Origin of the sequence: Duganella margarita (genome assembly GCF_009857535.1) — a bacterium.
GTDB lineage: Bacteria > Pseudomonadota > Gammaproteobacteria > Burkholderiales > Burkholderiaceae_D > Rugamonas > Rugamonas margarita.
Genome location: NZ_WWCS01000032.1, coordinates 19,831 through 33,401, shown reverse-complemented (window position 1 = coordinate 33,401; position 13,571 = coordinate 19,831). Strand labels below are relative to the sequence as shown.

Genomic DNA, 13,571 nt, shown 5'->3' with positions numbered 1-13,571 from the left:
AGCGCCAGCCGGCACGCCGCCAGGTGCGTCCGCCGCGCCGGGCGCCGATGCCAATGGCGACGCCGCGCCGCTGCCGCCCCCCTCCAGCGCCGCCCAGCACCTGTATGCCTCGGCCAAGAACGACATCCTGCAAGTGCGCTCGCTGCTGAAAAGCGGCCGCACCCAATCGTCGGTCGGCTCCGGCTTTTTGATCGGCACCAGCAACCTGGTGGTGACCAACTACCACGTGGTGTCGCAGTTCGCGCTCGATCCCGACACCTACGTCGGCGAATGGGTCGACACCGGCGGCCAGCGCGGCAATGTGGAACTGCTGGCGGTCGATGTGCTGCACGACCTGGCGGTGCTGCGCGTCAGCCGCAACGGCACCGGCTTCTTCAAGATGCCGCCGCAGCTGGCGCGCCTGACGCAGGGCCAGTACTTGTACTCGATGGGCAATCCGCTCGACCTCGGCTTTGCGATTTCCGAAGGCGCCTACAACGGCGTGATCGCCCGCAGCTTCTACGACCAGCTGATGTTCACCGGCCCGATCAACTCCGGCATGAGCGGCGGCCCCAGCGTGACGGCCGACGGCTCGGTGGCCGGCGTCAACGTCTCCAAGCGCCTCGACGGCGAACTGGTCAGCTTCCTGGTGCCGGCCCGCTACGCCCAGGACCTGCTGCAGAAAGTCGAAGCCCAGCAGAAAGCGCCGACCGATTTCACCGCCGTGGTGGCCGGTCAGCTGCTGGCGCACCAGAGCGCGATGGTCAACCAGCTGCTGGCCAGCCCGCTGAGCCTGAAGCCGATGGGCCCGTATCAGGTGCCGGTGCGCGAATCCGAGCAGATGCGCTGCTGGGGCCGGTCCAACGTCAAGGCCGACAAGCCGTTCACGGTGGACGACGCCAGCTGTGCGATGGAATCGGCGATCTTCGTCAGCGGCTCCTTGCAGACCGGCCAGATCGCCATCCGCCACCAGTTCCTGCGCAGCGCCGGCCTCGACAAGCTGCGCTTCGCCCAGCTGGCCAGCGCCTCGTTCCGCAACGAACACTTCGGCAGCAACAAGGATGCGCGCCTGACCGGCCCCAACTGCACCGAAGACTTCGTCAAGAACAAGAACCTGCCGCTGCGCGCCGTGCTGTGCGTGCGTGCCTACCGCAAGTTCGCCGGCCTGTACGACTTCGCCCTGCTGACCGCCAGCACCGACCAAGGCTTGATGAGCCTGCAAAGCCGGCTGGATGCGCGCGGCGTCTCCTATGAAAACGGCCTGCGCCTGTCGCGCGTGTTCCTCGATTCGCTGTCGCTCAAGCCAACCGTTGAAGCAGCGAAGAAAGGCGGCGCCAAATGAAAGCCCCCTACTTCGTTGAAATCCTGGCCCGCAATGGCGACGTGCTGCACCGGCACAAGGTAGCAGAGCTGCCGATCCGCATCGGCCGCGCCTACGACAACGAGATCATCCTGGACGACGCCCACAGCGCCGCCAGCCACGCCATCGTCGAAACCGACCAGCACAACCAGGTGATCCTGCGCGATCTCGGCAGCAAGAACGGCACCATCCACAAAGGCCGCCGCCAGACCAGCATCACGCTGGACGGCGACACCGTGGTGCGGCTCGGCCACACGCGGCTGCGGGTGCGGCCGTCGGACTTTCCGGTGGCAGCCGAAATCGCCGACACCACCATGCACAGCTGGGAAGGCGCGACGCCGGCCACCATCGGCCTGGTGCTGATCGCCCTGTTCAGCTGCCTGGAAACCTGGCTCAGCGATGTTGAACCGTTTGCCCTGATCCGCTACCTGCTGGTGCTGGCCTCGAGCCTGGCCGCAGGCCTGTTGTGGGCTGGCGTGTGGGCACTGGCCAACCGCCTGTTCGGCACCCATGCGCGCCTCGGCCGCCATTTGTTCATTCTCGGCAGCGCGCTGGCGGTGGTGGGCCTGTGGCGCGGCGGCAGCGCGGTGCTGGCCTATGCCTGGTCGGCCGAATCGCTGACACGCTACGGCAACCTGGTGACGCTGGCGATTGCGTGCGCGATGATCTTCTTCCACCTGATTACCATCAAGCCGCACCATCCGCGCCGCTTCCTGATCGCCACCACGGTGATGCTGCTGGCGGGCTCCGGGCTGGTGGTGCTCAGCAATCTGCAAGGCACCGGCCGCGCTGCCGACGAACTGTACATGGCGGTGCTGCTTCCGCCGGAAGTGCGCCACAGCGACAACCGCAGCGTCGACCAGTTCCTGGCCAACGCCGCCAAGTTGCAAGCCGGCGTGGACGCTGCCCGCGCCCATGCAGTCAAGGATGGCGCCGACAACGATGATGGCGATGGTGAAGAGGACAGCGGCGGCGACTGAGCCGCGACTGTCAGGCGCCCGGCCAACCGCGCAGCACTTGGTCTACCACTTCCTGTAGCTGTTTGCGGCTGGCGCCGGCGGCGGCTTGCACTGCCATGCCGTTGGACATGGTCATCACATAGCGCGCCATCTGGCTGGCGCAGAAGTCGGCTGGCAAATCACCCTCGGCCTTGGCGCGCTCGAAACGGTCGCGCAGGCGTGCTTCGGCTGCCGCCCTGCGCTCGATCAGGGAATTGCGGATCGGCAGCGCGTCGTCGCTGCACGCCAGCGCGCCATTGATCACCAGGCAACCGTGCGGATTTTCTTCCTCGGTCTGGGCATCGGCATTGCCGCGCAGGAAATGCTCGACCACGCCGCGCGCAGTTTTTTCTTCCAGCGCGGCGTTGAACAGCGGATCGTGGGTGGCGCCGTAGCGCTCCAGCGCCAGCTTGAACAGGTTCTCCTTGTTGCCGAATACTGCGTACAGGCTGGGCCGGTTCATGCCCATGGCTTCCGTCAGTTCGGGCAAGGAACTGCCTTCGTAGCCTTTTTCCCAAAAAACTTTCATGGCTTTGTCCAGCGCCTGGTCTGCATCGAAGGTGCGCGGACGGCCGATTTTTCGCTCTTTCATACCGATCGGTTAAATATTCATTGACAAAGCGTCTCCTGACGCACATTATGAACCGACCAGTAAAAAACTCAAGCTTTTTCAGGACGATCATGCAAAATCAAACCAACACCCTGGCCACCGAGGCCGAACCTTCACCGTCGCACCACCACTCGCCGTGGCCGGCCGTGATATCGATCGCCATCGGCGCCTTTGCGCTGGTGACCACCGAATTCCTGCCGGTCGGCCTGCTACCGGCGATTGCCGCCGAACTGGGCGTGACCGAAGGCGTGGCCGGCATGATGGTCACCGTGCCCGGCCTGGTGGCGGCGCTGGCGGCGATCCTGGTCACCGTCGGCATCGGCAAGACCGACCGCCGCTTCGTGCTGTGGAGCCTGACCGCCACCATGCTGGTGTCCAACCTGATCGTCGCCCTGTCGCACTCCTTCCCGCTGGTGCTGTTTGGCCGCGCGCTGCTGGGTATCGGCGTCGGCGGCTTCTGGGCGCTGGGACCGGCGCTCAGCACGCGGCTGGTGCCGCCCGGCTCCGAACCACGCGCGCTGTCGATGATTTTTGCCGGCGTCTCGATCGGCACCGTGGCCGGCGTGCCGGCCGGTGCGCTGCTCGGCGAACTGTTCGGCTGGCGCCTCGCCTTCCACGCCGGCGGCGTGGTCGCGCTGCTGGTACTGCTGACGCAAATGCGCCTGCTGCCGTCGCTGCCGGCCAAGTCCTCGGTCACCTTCCGCCAGTTGCCGGAAATGCTGCGCGTGCCGAAGGCGCCCCTCGGCATCTTCATCACCATGCTGGTGTTCATCGGCCAGTTTGCCGCCTACACCTACATCACGCCTTTCCTCAGCCAGGTAGCGCATCTGGAAGCCCGCACCATCAGCATCCTGCTGCTGGTGTACGGTGCGGCCGGGCTGGCGGGTAACGTCATCGGCGGCAAGATCCTGGCGCGCAGCGTGCGCACCGGCCTGATCACCACCGGCGTGGTCATGGGCCTGTCGACGGCACTGCTACCGCTGCTGGGCACCGGCCTGATCGGCGCAACACTGCTGGTGATCGTGTGGGGCATCGCGTTTGGCATGATGCCGATGTCGGTGCAGACCTGGATCTTCCAGGCGGCGCCGCATGCAATGGAAAGCGGCGGCGCGGTCTTCGTCACCACTGCGCAGATCGCGCTGGCAAGCGGTGCGCTGGTCGGCGGCGTGGCGGTCGACCACCTGGGCGTATCGAGCGCCATGGTGGTGGGCGGCGTGCTGGCGCTGGCCATGGCGGCGGTCACCATGCGCTGGGCACAGGACGGCGAACAGCCGGCCACCAAACTGCACGCGGTGCATTAAGTCTGAGCTTAAAGTCTGACCCGGCGATAAGCGCCGAGGAAGACTTCCGCTTCCTGATCCGACATCACGTTGATGTCGTCGCCATGCCAGACGTACAGGTACTGCGGGCCGCCCAGGCGGTCCGTCAGCTTGGCGTCCACCAGAAAGCTGGTGCCGAGCGGGTAAATGCTGGTGTCGCACATGCGGCGCGAACACTGCACGTTGAGATCGGTCGCATAGGCCTGGCCCGGCATCGGATGGATCTCCACCTGGCCATTCCATTCCTCCGAATGCACCGCCACCTTGCGGTACGCCGTCATATCCCGCGCCATGTGCTACTCCCAAAAGCCGTCATGGTAGCAGAGACTGGACGAAGGCCAGGAAGGCTTGCGTCTTGGCCGGCGGATGCTGGCGCGACGGGTACAGCGCATACAGCGGAAAGCGCTCGTCCGGCCATGCCGTCAGCACTGGCGTCAACGCGCCGGAACGCAGCAGCGGCTGCACCGCCAGATCGATCACCTGCGCCAGTCCGTAACCCGACAGCAGCACGCTCTCCATCGTACCCGGATCGTTGAGCGTAACCTGACCGCGCGGATGCACAATGGTCACCTTGCCGCCGCGATGAAACTCCCAATCGAATGGCCGCCCTGTGACGGGGTTGCGGAAGTGGATGCAGACGTGGTCCGGACTTTCCAGGTCGGCCGGCTTGTTCGGCGTGCCGTGCTTGCGCAGATAGGCTGGCGTGGCGACGGTGAGCACGCGCGTGTCCATCAGCTTGCGGGCGATCAGCGATGAGGTCTGCGGATGGCCGAGGCGAACGGCGAGGTCGAAACCATCGCCGACCATATCGCCCAACTGATCGCGCACGGTCAGGTCCAGCTCCAGTTGCGGATACTGCTTGAGAAAGGCGCCCAGCCTGGGACCCAGCAGCAGGCGCGCAAGCAGCGGGTCGACATTCACCCGCAGCCGGCCGCGCACCACGACAGCGCCCTCGCCCGCCGAGGCCACCGCATCTTCCAGCCCCGCCAGCAGTGGGTTGATTTGCGCATAAAAGCGGCGCCCCTCGTCGGTGAGCGAGACCTTGCGCGTGGTGCGGTCGAACAGGCGGATATTGAGCCGCGCCTCCAACCGGGCGACGGCGCGGCTGACGCCCGACTGCGACATCGTCAGCGCCTCGCCTGCGCGCAAAAAACTGCCGCTGTCCACAATCGCGGCCAGCACGCGCATGCCGTTCACGGTTTTTTCGTCAAATGCCATATATGCCGGTTAGTCATCAATGATATGCATCCCATGCTATCGGAGTATTGGACATTTTGCAGCAAAATTCCCCCATCAACTTCACAAGGGGAATCAGATGTATGCAATTACCGGTATTACGGGACAAGTAGGCTCGGAGCTGGGCAAGCAATTGTTGGCCGCCGGCCTGCCCGTGCGCGCCGTGGTTCGCGACGCAGCCAAAGGCGAGACCTGGGCCGCCCACGGCGCCGAAGTAGCGCTGGCCGACATCAACGACGCCGACGCACTGGCCCACGCCTTTACCGGCGCCGAAGCAGTGTTTGTGCTGCTGCCGCCGACCTTCGATCCAACCGAAGGCTTTCCGGAGGCACGCCGCAGCATCGCCGCCCTGCGCCAGGCACTGGCGACGGCGCGTCCGTCACGCGTTGTCGTGCTGTCGACCATCGGCGCGCAAGCCACGCAGCCTAACCTGCTCAATCAGCTGGGCATCATGGAGCAGGAATTGGGTTCGCTGGATCTGCCGGTGACCTTCCTGCGCGCCGCATGGTTTATCGAGAACAGCCTGTGGGACGTGGCATCGGCGCGCACTGGCAGCATTCCCAGCTTCCTGCAGCCGCTGGAGCGTCCGGTACCGATGGTGGCTTGTGCGGACATCTCCACGCTGGCGGCGGAGCTTCTGCAGCAAACGTGGCAAGGCAAGCGCGTGGTCGAACTGGAAGGACCGCGGCGCATCAGCCCTGCGGACATCGCCGCCAGCTTCAGCCGCCTGCTGGACCGCGAAGTAAGCGCGCGCGCCGTGCCACGCGACACCTGGGCCGAACTGTTTGCCGCGCAAGGCATGACCAATCCAACGCCGCGCATGCAAATGCTGGATGGCTTTAACGAGGGCTGGATCGAGTTCGAAAAGGGGGAAAGCGGCTCGCGCAAAGGCGCCGTTACGCTGGACCACGCCATCGCAGGACTGCTGGCGCGGGTGCAGGCATGAGCGGCCGCCTGTCAGGTCAGCGAGTGATTGTGCTGGGCGCTTCGTCCGGTCTCGGTCTCGCCGTGGCGCGTGAAGCGGTGCGTGAGGATGCGGAGGTCATGATCGTCTCTAGCCAGATAGCCCGCATCGAGAAAGCGCTGGCGATGCTCGGTCCCAAGGCGCAAGGCTGCGCGCTGGATCTGCGTGACGAAAGTGCCATAGAGCGCTTCTTCAACATCTGCGGCGCATTCGATCATATGGTCTACACCGCCGGCGACGCGCTACAGCTTGCGCCATTGGCTGGTACCAACTTGCAGACGGCGCGTTCCGCGTTCGAGATCCGTTACTGGGGCGCGATGGCGGCGGCGAAATACGGTGCTCGCAACCTGCGGCCGGGCGGCTCGCTGACCCTCACCACCGGAATCGCGGCACAAAAGCCGCATGCCAACTGGACGCTGGTCGCCAGCGTGTGCGGCGCGGTTGAAGCCCTGACGCGTGCGCTGGCTGTGGAACTGGCGCCCATCCGCGTCAATGCGGTATCGCCAGGCGTGGTAGCGACCAATCTGTGGTCGGGCATGACGGAGGATGCCTGCCAGCGCATGTACGCCGACCTGGCCGCAAAGCTGCCGGTGGGCCGCGTCGGCTCGGCGGAAGACGTCGCGGCGGCCTACCTGTTCCTGATGACTAGCGGCTTCGCCACCGGCCAGGTCCACACCGTCGACGGCGGCGGCGTACTGATGTAATTGAACGCCCGCGCGGATGGCTTTACACCGCGCAGGCGTCCAGATACTCTTGGCATCCCATCGATTTAATTTGGCGTGCAATGAAAAAGCTGCTGCTTCCTCTTCTCACCCTGGCCTGCGTGGTTCCGGTCTATGCCAGCGTCGGCCCGCAACCGGCGCCTGCGGCTCCCGCCATTGCCGCGCCGCGCGATATCCCATTCAAGGGCGACATCACGCTCAAGGTCGATGCGTCCGACAGCGTGCATAAAATCTTCCGTGTGCGCGAGACCATTCCGGTCCAGAAGGCCGGCGCCATGGTGCTGCTGTATCCGCAGTGGGAGACCGGCAGCCATTCGGTCACGCAGGAAGCGGCGCCGCTGGCGGGCCTGATCATCAAGGCCGGCGCGCGCAAGCTGGAATGGCGACGCGATGTCGTCAACCCGTTTGCGTTTCATATCGACGTTCCCGCCGGGACGCGTGAGCTGCAACTGGAGTTCCAGTACCTGCCCGCAGCGAACGGCCCCAAACTCATTTCGCGCGACATGCTGACGCTGCCCTGGTCCAAGGTGGCGCTCTACCCCGCCGGCTGGCTCATCCGCAATATCGGCGTGCAAGCGGAATTGACAATGCCCGAGGGCTTCCAGTTCTCCACCTCGCTGGAGACGGCGCAGGCCAACGCCAATCGCGTCTCGTTCAAGCCGGCCAGCTTCGAGGATCTGGCCGACGCGCCGGTGTACGCGGGCCGCTACTACAAACGGGTGGAGCTGACCAATGCGCCGGCCATCCCGGTGCGACTGAATATGTTCGGCGATAACGAAGCCGCGCTGGACCTGCCACCCGCGCTGGTGGACAAATTCCGCGCGATGGCGACGGCCGTGCCGCAGCTATTCCGTTCGCAGCACTATCGCCACTTCGATCTGCTGATGTCCCTGTCCGACGTGATGCCGTCCGGCGGCGGCTACGAACATCAGGAATCGACCGAGATCAACGTCTCGGCCAACTATGCGCGCGATGTGGGCGAACAGGTCTTGATGTCCAATCTGGTAGCGCACGAATTCATCCATGCGTGGAACGGCCGCACGCGGCAGCCGGCTGATTTGTGGACCCCCAACCTGAATCTGCCGATGCGCGGCAGTATGTTGTGGGTGTACGAGGGCCAGACCGAATTCTGGGCCCACGTGATGTCGCGGCGCCTCGGCCTGCGCACTGCGGAGCAAAGCCTGGATGCGCTGGCGGTCGATGCATCGCTGATGGCGAATCGTCCCGGGCGCGCCTGGAAGTCGCTGCAGGACAGCACCGTCGATGCGCTCTACATGCCGGCCAGGCCAGTCCACTGGCGCGACTGGCAGCGGCGCGAGGACTACTACCCGGAAGGCGTGATGCTATGGCTGGACGTGGACATGCTGCTGCGTGAACTGAGCGGCGGCCGGAAAAGCATGCTCGATTTTGCCGCCACCTTCTTCGGCCCTGGGCACAATTCCCGCACCATCTCCACCTACAACTTCGATGATATTTGCAAAGCGCTGAACCGGATCGCGCCGTACGACTGGGCGGCCTATTTCAATACGCGGCTGAACGCGCATGACGACACGCATCTGCTGGATGGCCTGAAGCGCGGCGGCTATCAGCTGGTGTACACCGACCAGCCGACCGACTTCTTCGTGCTGCACGAGGCGGACCTGGGCGGCACCGACCTCTCCAATTCACTGGGACTGGTGATCGGCAAAAAAGGCGCGGTGAAAAGCGTGGCGTGGGAAGGCCCGGCGTTCAAGGCCGGCATCAGCCTTGGCGCCCGTCTGACGGCCGTCGCCGGCAAGCCATACACGGATGACATTCTCAAACAAGCCATCCGCGACGCCGCGATCAGCAAACAGCCAATCGAACTGTCCTTCGACGCCGACGGCGCATCGCACACCGTCAGCATCGCCTACTTCGACTCCCTGCGCTATCCGCGCCTTCAACGGATTTCCGGCACAGCGGACCGCCTGCAAAGTCTCCTGGCGCCGTCCTCAGAAACCAATAAGGATATGCGCAAATAGACTTGGTAAAAGAGTTCTCCAAAGGATCTGAAATGAAGTTACTGCGCTTGATGGTTTTGCTGGCAGGGTTGTCCTGACTTTTTCGCGCACACTGTTCGACGCCGGCGGTCAGTATCAGGCGTTTGCGGACAATGTGCGCAAGCTGAATATCGACCTGAAAACGCTGGACTTTGTCGTCATCTCGCATCGGCATGGTGACCATACCGGCGGCCTGGCATATGTGCTGGAACGGAATCCGCATGATCGTCGGCGGCCTGCATCTGGTCGACAAGAGCGACCAGCAGGTCAGCGAGGTGGTCAACAATTTCAAATCGCGCGGGCATATCGAACGCGTCGCCGCCGGCCACTGCACGGGCGAATTCGCACAGGTCGAACTGGAGCGCGTTTTCGGCGACCATCACGACCACTCCGGCATTGACGAAGTCATTCCTCTGCCCCGTTAACTCAAAATAATTGCACACGGCATCACAATGAGATAGTATCTTTTTACCAACTCATTGGAGGCTCCTATGAAAGTAATCGCTTCAGGCCTGGCCGCTGCGGCACTCTGCTTTTCCGTCGCGTCCGCATCTGCCCAGCAACAAGAGCAAGCGCTCAGCGCTGCCGCAGCGGCTGATCCCGTTGAAAGCGTAACCGTCAAGGCGCGGCGCTATCACATGGAACCGCAGGACTTCAAGGCGTTCGAATACGAGTACGTGCTGAATAACGGCGACATTGTGCGCTTCAGCAGACGGGTCGGGCGTTTCTATGTAGGACTCAGGGGCAAGCCCACTGTAGAAATCTTCCCCACGTCCGCCGATCAGTTCGTCTCCAAGGACGGCGCCCGGCTGATCTTCACCGAAGGCGGCGACGCGCTGGACATCGATCATTACGAGACGCTGCAAGCCGCATTTGGCGTGCCGGTCACCACCGCAACGGCGGCGCCAAAATAAGTTGGCTAACGGCCCACCTCTGGTGGGCAATCAGCCGGGATAAAACGCCGGCGGCCTTCTGCCCCTTTGTGGTCTTGGGCCATCCGCACGCTGCGACGATCGCTTTCAGGTCTTGCAGATTCTCGCTATCGATGACCATCTGGCGCTTTTGCACACGCTCCTGTTCAGCGGCAGTGGCCTGTTGATGCCGCGCTTGCCGATCATGCGAAGAGCTGGCATGACTTCATCTCCAGGATATCAAATCACGCACCTTTGATCCAAACTAAAGATCAGTCGAACGGCAGGCGGACGATAGTGAAGATATCCTGAGTCCGCTGGCTTTTCAGTCCGCTTGAAGGATATCGTCAAGCCGCTGCACTGAGATGACTATCTATACGTAGGACGAAGCGAAGCGCAAAAGCAATCTGCGCAAGCACGGCCTGGACTTTATTGACGCGCACACGATCATTGAACGCAGTTCGTACGTCGTCGAAGACACGCGATATCGTTAGCGCGTCACTTTTACGGAGAGAAATTATGGAGTACGCATCATCTCATTCAGGAAAGCCAGTAGACCAGAGGCCCTCAAGCTTCTTGGAGGATCCCGATAGCTGGTTCAACGTCATGCCCAATCACGACGATGAAATCATCTTCGATGAAGACTGTCCGGAATATGATCCACAATACTTTAGTGAGCCGGTACATTACTTTAACGGCCGCGTGATTCCGCCCCGTCAATCGCCGCTGGACCCGTTTGATCCGGAGGTGCTGGCATTTATGAAATCGATTACGCCATTGGTGCAGATGGAGCCGGACATCCTCGGCGGCATGCCGGTGTTTAAAGACACGCTGGTGCCGGTCAAGCGGATGTTCGACTATTTGTTGGCGGGACGGCCGATGGCGGACTTCCTCCATGACTACCCCGCCGTGTCGCGCGACGTCGCGGTCGCCGTGCTGGAAAACGATGCGACGATTTTTTACGAGGCGATCAGCAAGGCGATGGATTCGGCGGCGATGCCTTCTTCGCGTCCCAAATAACCCAGCTTCTCATTGGTCTTGGCCTTGACGTTGACCTGGCTGATGTCCACGCCCAAATCCTCGGCGATGTTGGCGCGCATCCCCGGAATGTGCGGCGCCATCTTCGGCCGCTGGGCGATGATGGTGCAGTCGATGTTGCCGATGCTATAGCCAGTAGCCACCACGCGCCTGGCAGCTTCCTTCAACAGCTTGCGCGAATCGGCGCCTCTGAATTCCGGATCGGTGTCCGGGAAGTGTTTGCCGATGTCGCCCAGAGCGGCGGCGCCCAGGATCGAGTCAGTGATCGCGTGCAGCAACACGTCGGCGTCAGAGTGGCCCAGCAGGCCGACGTGATGCGGGATGTCGACGCCGCCGATGATCAGCTTGCGGCCTTCCACCAGCGCGTGGCAGTCGTAGCCTTGGCCGATGCGGAATGGGAGTTTGCTCATGTCTAGTCTTCCTTGTTAGCCAGGTACATCTCGGCGATGCGGATGTCCGCTGGCAGCGTTACTTTTAAATTGCGTGGATGGCCTTCGACCAGGCGCGGCGCGTAGCCCAGCATCTCGACGGCGCTGGCGTCGTCGGTGATGGCATTGGCGTCCGGCGCGCTGCCCAGTGCCCGCAGCAGCAAGGCGTAGCTGAACATCTGCGGCGTTTGCGCCGACCACAGGCCGTTGCGCGGTACGGTCGCCGCGCTGACGCCGATGCCTTCCGCGCCCGGCGCGCTGCGCTTGATGGTGTCCACCACCGGCAATGCCAACAGGCCACCGGCCGGATCGTCGCCGACACCGTCAATCAGCTTGGCGATCAAGGCCGGCGTCAGGCCGGGGCGTGCGGCGTCGTGCACCATGACGAGGTCACGCTCGTCTAACACGCCGGCCAGCGCGCGCAAGCCGTTCAGCACCGAGTCCATGCGCGTGGCGCCGCCGACGCGCAGCACGGTCACGCCATCCAGATCCGGCGGCAGCACCGAGTCGATCACGCCATCGTCCGGGCTGACGACGACGTAGGTGTGCGTCACCAGCGTGGAAGCGCGGAACGCGTCCACCGCATGCCGCAGCATCGGCTTGCCGCCAACGGTCAGGTATTGTTTGGGGCCGTTCGCCGCCATGCGCGCGCCAACGCCGGCGGCGGGCAGCAGCGCAAAGTAGCGCGGTGATTGGTGATTTGTTGCTGTCATCAGTTTCTCTATTTACGTCGGCGATTCATGATCGCCGCGATCTCGCCGTTGCAGGTCTGGGCCAGGCGCGCGTATTCCTGCGGCGTGTCGATCCTGGCCTGCTCGATCTTGCCCTTGTCGAATTCCGCCTGGATGAACGGGAACCAGGTGCCGTTGATTTCGTGCTCCAGCGCCGACATGGCGGTGCCGGACGGCGCGTACATCGGCTGCCCGGCGAAGCGCTTGTTCAGCGCCGCCGTCACCACTTTTTCCACCCGCGCCAGATTATCCATATAGGCCTTCAGGTGGCGCTGCTCGTGGGTCAGGATTTCCTTGTACGCGCAGGTGCCCGGCATGAATTCGTTGCCGACGTAGATCAGCACCGGCGAATAATTCAGCTGGATCGTCACGCGCGGCGCCACGCATTCATAGCCGCTGGCCGGGTCCTGCAGCACCGGCCCGCCCAGCGTGGCGCGGTAGATGCCTTTGGTGACGGTCAGTCCCAGCGTCTGCATGCGGTTGTCCATGCTGCCGGTGCGCGCGGTCAGTGCGCGGTATGGCAGCTGGTTGTTGATGGTGAAGCCGTTCTGCTTCGACGACAGCACCGACACCGTCTTGCTGATCGTATCTTCGCAGCGGACCTGGAATGGCGTGCGTTGCTGCGCCGCCTGCACGCTAGCAGCGGCAAGCAGCAGCAAACACGCCATCCACGGTTTCATAGCTTCCAGTCGCCCGCGCGCAGCTTGTCCAGCCAGAAGATGCCGATCACGGTCTTGACGTCGGTGATCTTGCCTTCGCGGACCCATTGCAGCAGTTCGTCGATGGTGGCGGTGAAGGTTTCGAGGAATTCGCCTTCATCCAGTTTGGCCGGACCGGCTTTCAGGCCGCGCGCCAGGTACAGGTCCAGGTGCTCGTCCGAATAGGCGATGGCGTTGTGGATTTTGCTGACGAACTGCCATTCGCCGCCGGTGTAGCCGGTTTCTTCTTCCAGCTCGCGCTTGGCGGCGACCAGCGGATCTTCGCCCTGGTCGATTTTCCCGGCCGGGAATTCGATGAAGACGTCATGCAATGGGTAGCGATATTGGCGCTCCATCAGCACCGTGCCGTCGTCCAGCAGCGGCAGAATCACCACTGCACCGGGATGCAGGATGTATTCGCGCTTGGTGCGATTGCCGTTGGGGAGTTCTATGATGTCGCGCTGCACCTTCAGGAAATGGCCGTTGTAGACCAGTTCACCGTCGATGCGCGTTTCTTTGAGGTTGTCCATCCCTGCTCCACGATCGTATGAGAACGATA

General features: G+C 63.3%; 16 protein-coding genes. 9 read left to right on the top strand and 7 right to left on the bottom strand.

All coding sequences use genetic code 11. The features are described from left to right. Together GTP55_RS27620 and GTP55_RS27615 are read left to right on the top strand one after the other, a co-directional pair. Positions 1 to 1,321: S1 family peptidase (locus GTP55_RS27620; protein ID WP_161047987.1), on the top strand; the 1,321-nt coding region annotated here is incomplete at its 5' end. Continuing rightward, positions 1,318 to 2,319: an FHA domain-containing protein gene (locus GTP55_RS27615; RefSeq protein WP_161047986.1), complete on the top strand. Its 1,002-nt coding sequence runs from the start codon at positions 1,318 to 1,320 to the stop codon at positions 2,317 to 2,319. The genes GTP55_RS27620 and GTP55_RS27615, both read left to right, overlap by 4 nt. A gap of 10 nt (positions 2,320 to 2,329) precedes the next feature. On the opposite strand, the gene GTP55_RS27610 is transcribed toward GTP55_RS27615, so the two are convergent. Further along, the gene (locus GTP55_RS27610) at positions 2,330 to 2,929 is read right to left on the bottom strand and encodes a TetR/AcrR family transcriptional regulator (protein WP_161047985.1); all 600 of its coding nucleotides are present in this window, start codon (positions 2,927 to 2,929) and stop codon (positions 2,330 to 2,332) included. A gap of 89 nt (positions 2,930 to 3,018) precedes the next feature. Between GTP55_RS27610 and GTP55_RS27605 the strand changes: the two genes are divergently transcribed. Then, positions 3,019 to 4,248, top strand: coding sequence for an MFS transporter (locus GTP55_RS27605; RefSeq protein ID WP_161047984.1), 1,230 nt, complete (start codon positions 3,019 to 3,021; stop codon positions 4,246 to 4,248). A gap of 8 nt (positions 4,249 to 4,256) precedes the next feature. On the opposite strand, the gene GTP55_RS27600 is transcribed toward GTP55_RS27605, so the two are convergent. Together GTP55_RS27600 and GTP55_RS27595 are read right to left on the bottom strand one after the other, a co-directional pair. Further along, entirely contained in the window at positions 4,257 to 4,559 is a 303-nt protein-coding gene (locus GTP55_RS27600) for a hypothetical protein (RefSeq protein ID WP_161047983.1), read from the bottom strand. 19 nt (positions 4,560 to 4,578) lie between these two features. Then, positions 4,579 to 5,484 carry a LysR family transcriptional regulator gene (locus GTP55_RS27595; RefSeq protein WP_161047982.1) on the bottom strand — a complete coding sequence of 302 codons (906 nt, stop codon included), beginning with the start codon at positions 5,482 to 5,484 and terminating at the stop codon, positions 4,579 to 4,581. Positions 5,485 to 5,581: 97 nt separating this feature from the next. Between GTP55_RS27595 and GTP55_RS27590 the strand changes: the two genes are divergently transcribed. The 6 genes from GTP55_RS27590 (at position 5,582) to GTP55_RS29675 (ending at position 11,137) form a co-directional block, all read left to right on the top strand. Beyond that, on the top strand, positions 5,582 to 6,448 hold the full coding sequence (locus GTP55_RS27590; protein WP_161047981.1) for an NAD(P)H-binding protein: 867 nt from the start codon (positions 5,582 to 5,584) through the stop codon (positions 6,446 to 6,448). Beyond that, positions 6,445 to 7,170 (top strand): SDR family oxidoreductase, encoded by a 726-nt coding sequence (locus tag GTP55_RS27585; protein ID WP_161047980.1) that lies wholly within the window; start codon positions 6,445 to 6,447, stop codon positions 7,168 to 7,170. Before GTP55_RS27590 ends, GTP55_RS27585 begins: the two co-directional genes overlap by 4 nt. An 80-nt stretch (positions 7,171 to 7,250) precedes the next feature. Next, positions 7,251 to 9,188 carry a M61 family metallopeptidase gene (locus tag GTP55_RS27580; protein ID WP_161047979.1) on the top strand — a complete coding sequence of 646 codons (1,938 nt, stop codon included), beginning with the start codon at positions 7,251 to 7,253 and terminating at the stop codon, positions 9,186 to 9,188. Between the two features lie 133 nt (positions 9,189 to 9,321). Beyond that, positions 9,322 to 9,606 (top strand): MBL fold metallo-hydrolase, encoded by a 285-nt coding sequence (locus GTP55_RS27575; protein ID WP_371868464.1) that lies wholly within the window; start codon positions 9,322 to 9,324, stop codon positions 9,604 to 9,606. Between the two features lie 91 nt (positions 9,607 to 9,697). Then, positions 9,698 to 10,120, top strand: a complete 423-nt coding sequence (locus GTP55_RS27570; protein WP_161047978.1) for a hypothetical protein — start codon at positions 9,698 to 9,700, stop codon at positions 10,118 to 10,120. 516 nt (positions 10,121 to 10,636) lie between these two features. Further along, on the top strand, positions 10,637 to 11,137 hold the full coding sequence (locus GTP55_RS29675) for a DUF433 domain-containing protein (RefSeq protein WP_202423893.1): 501 nt from the start codon (positions 10,637 to 10,639) through the stop codon (positions 11,135 to 11,137). On the opposite strand, the gene ispF is transcribed toward GTP55_RS29675, so the two are convergent. The 4 genes from ispF to GTP55_RS27545 are packed head-to-tail and all read right to left on the bottom strand — an operon-like array spanning position 11,077 to position 13,542. Then, positions 11,077 to 11,565: a 2-C-methyl-D-erythritol 2,4-cyclodiphosphate synthase gene (gene ispF, locus GTP55_RS27560; protein ID WP_161047977.1), complete on the bottom strand. Its 489-nt coding sequence runs from the start codon at positions 11,563 to 11,565 to the stop codon at positions 11,077 to 11,079. The genes GTP55_RS29675 and ispF overlap by 61 nt on opposite strands. 2 nt (positions 11,566 to 11,567) lie before the next feature. Next, positions 11,568 to 12,296 carry a 2-C-methyl-D-erythritol 4-phosphate cytidylyltransferase gene (gene ispD / locus GTP55_RS27555; RefSeq protein ID WP_161047976.1) on the bottom strand — a complete coding sequence of 243 codons (729 nt, stop codon included), beginning with the start codon at positions 12,294 to 12,296 and terminating at the stop codon, positions 11,568 to 11,570. 8 nt (positions 12,297 to 12,304) lie between these two features. Further along, a complete protein-coding gene (locus GTP55_RS27550; RefSeq protein ID WP_229258193.1) occupies positions 12,305 to 12,982 on the bottom strand; it encodes a hypothetical protein in 678 nt (225 codons plus the stop codon). An 8-nt stretch (positions 12,983 to 12,990) separates the two neighbouring features. Then, positions 12,991 to 13,542 carry an NUDIX domain-containing protein gene (locus GTP55_RS27545; protein ID WP_161047974.1) on the bottom strand — a complete coding sequence of 184 codons (552 nt, stop codon included), beginning with the start codon at positions 13,540 to 13,542 and terminating at the stop codon, positions 12,991 to 12,993. Between the last annotated feature and the right edge of the window lie 29 nt (positions 13,543 to 13,571).

Excerpts from the sequence above, each read along its gene's own strand:
- GTP55_RS27615 (WP_161047986.1), top strand. The coding sequence starts at position 1,318 with ATGAAAGCCCCCTACTTCGTTGAAATCCTGGCCCGCAATGGCGACGTG.
- GTP55_RS27610 (WP_161047985.1), bottom strand. The coding sequence starts at position 2,929 with ATGAAAGAGCGAAAAATCGGCCGTCCGCGCACCTTCGATGCAGACCAG.
- GTP55_RS27605 (WP_161047984.1), top strand. The coding sequence starts at position 3,019 with ATGCAAAATCAAACCAACACCCTGGCCACCGAGGCCGAACCTTCACCG.
- GTP55_RS27600 (WP_161047983.1), bottom strand. The coding sequence starts at position 4,559 with ATGGCGCGGGATATGACGGCGTACCGCAAGGTGGCGGTGCATTCGGAG.
- GTP55_RS27595 (WP_161047982.1), bottom strand. The coding sequence starts at position 5,484 with ATGGCATTTGACGAAAAAACCGTGAACGGCATGCGCGTGCTGGCCGCG.
- GTP55_RS27590 (WP_161047981.1), top strand. The coding sequence starts at position 5,582 with ATGTATGCAATTACCGGTATTACGGGACAAGTAGGCTCGGAGCTGGGC.
- GTP55_RS27585 (WP_161047980.1), top strand. The coding sequence starts at position 6,445 with ATGAGCGGCCGCCTGTCAGGTCAGCGAGTGATTGTGCTGGGCGCTTCG.
- GTP55_RS27580 (WP_161047979.1), top strand. The coding sequence starts at position 7,251 with ATGAAAAAGCTGCTGCTTCCTCTTCTCACCCTGGCCTGCGTGGTTCCG.
- GTP55_RS27570 (WP_161047978.1), top strand. The coding sequence starts at position 9,698 with ATGAAAGTAATCGCTTCAGGCCTGGCCGCTGCGGCACTCTGCTTTTCC.
- GTP55_RS29675 (WP_202423893.1), top strand. The coding sequence starts at position 10,637 with ATGGAGTACGCATCATCTCATTCAGGAAAGCCAGTAGACCAGAGGCCC.
- ispF (WP_161047977.1), bottom strand. The coding sequence starts at position 11,565 with ATGAGCAAACTCCCATTCCGCATCGGCCAAGGCTACGACTGCCACGCG.
- ispD (WP_161047976.1), bottom strand. The coding sequence starts at position 12,296 with ATGACAGCAACAAATCACCAATCACCGCGCTACTTTGCGCTGCTGCCC.
- GTP55_RS27550 (WP_229258193.1), bottom strand. The coding sequence starts at position 12,982 with ATGGCGTGTTTGCTGCTGCTTGCCGCTGCTAGCGTGCAGGCGGCGCAG.
- GTP55_RS27545 (WP_161047974.1), bottom strand. The coding sequence starts at position 13,542 with ATGGACAACCTCAAAGAAACGCGCATCGACGGTGAACTGGTCTACAAC.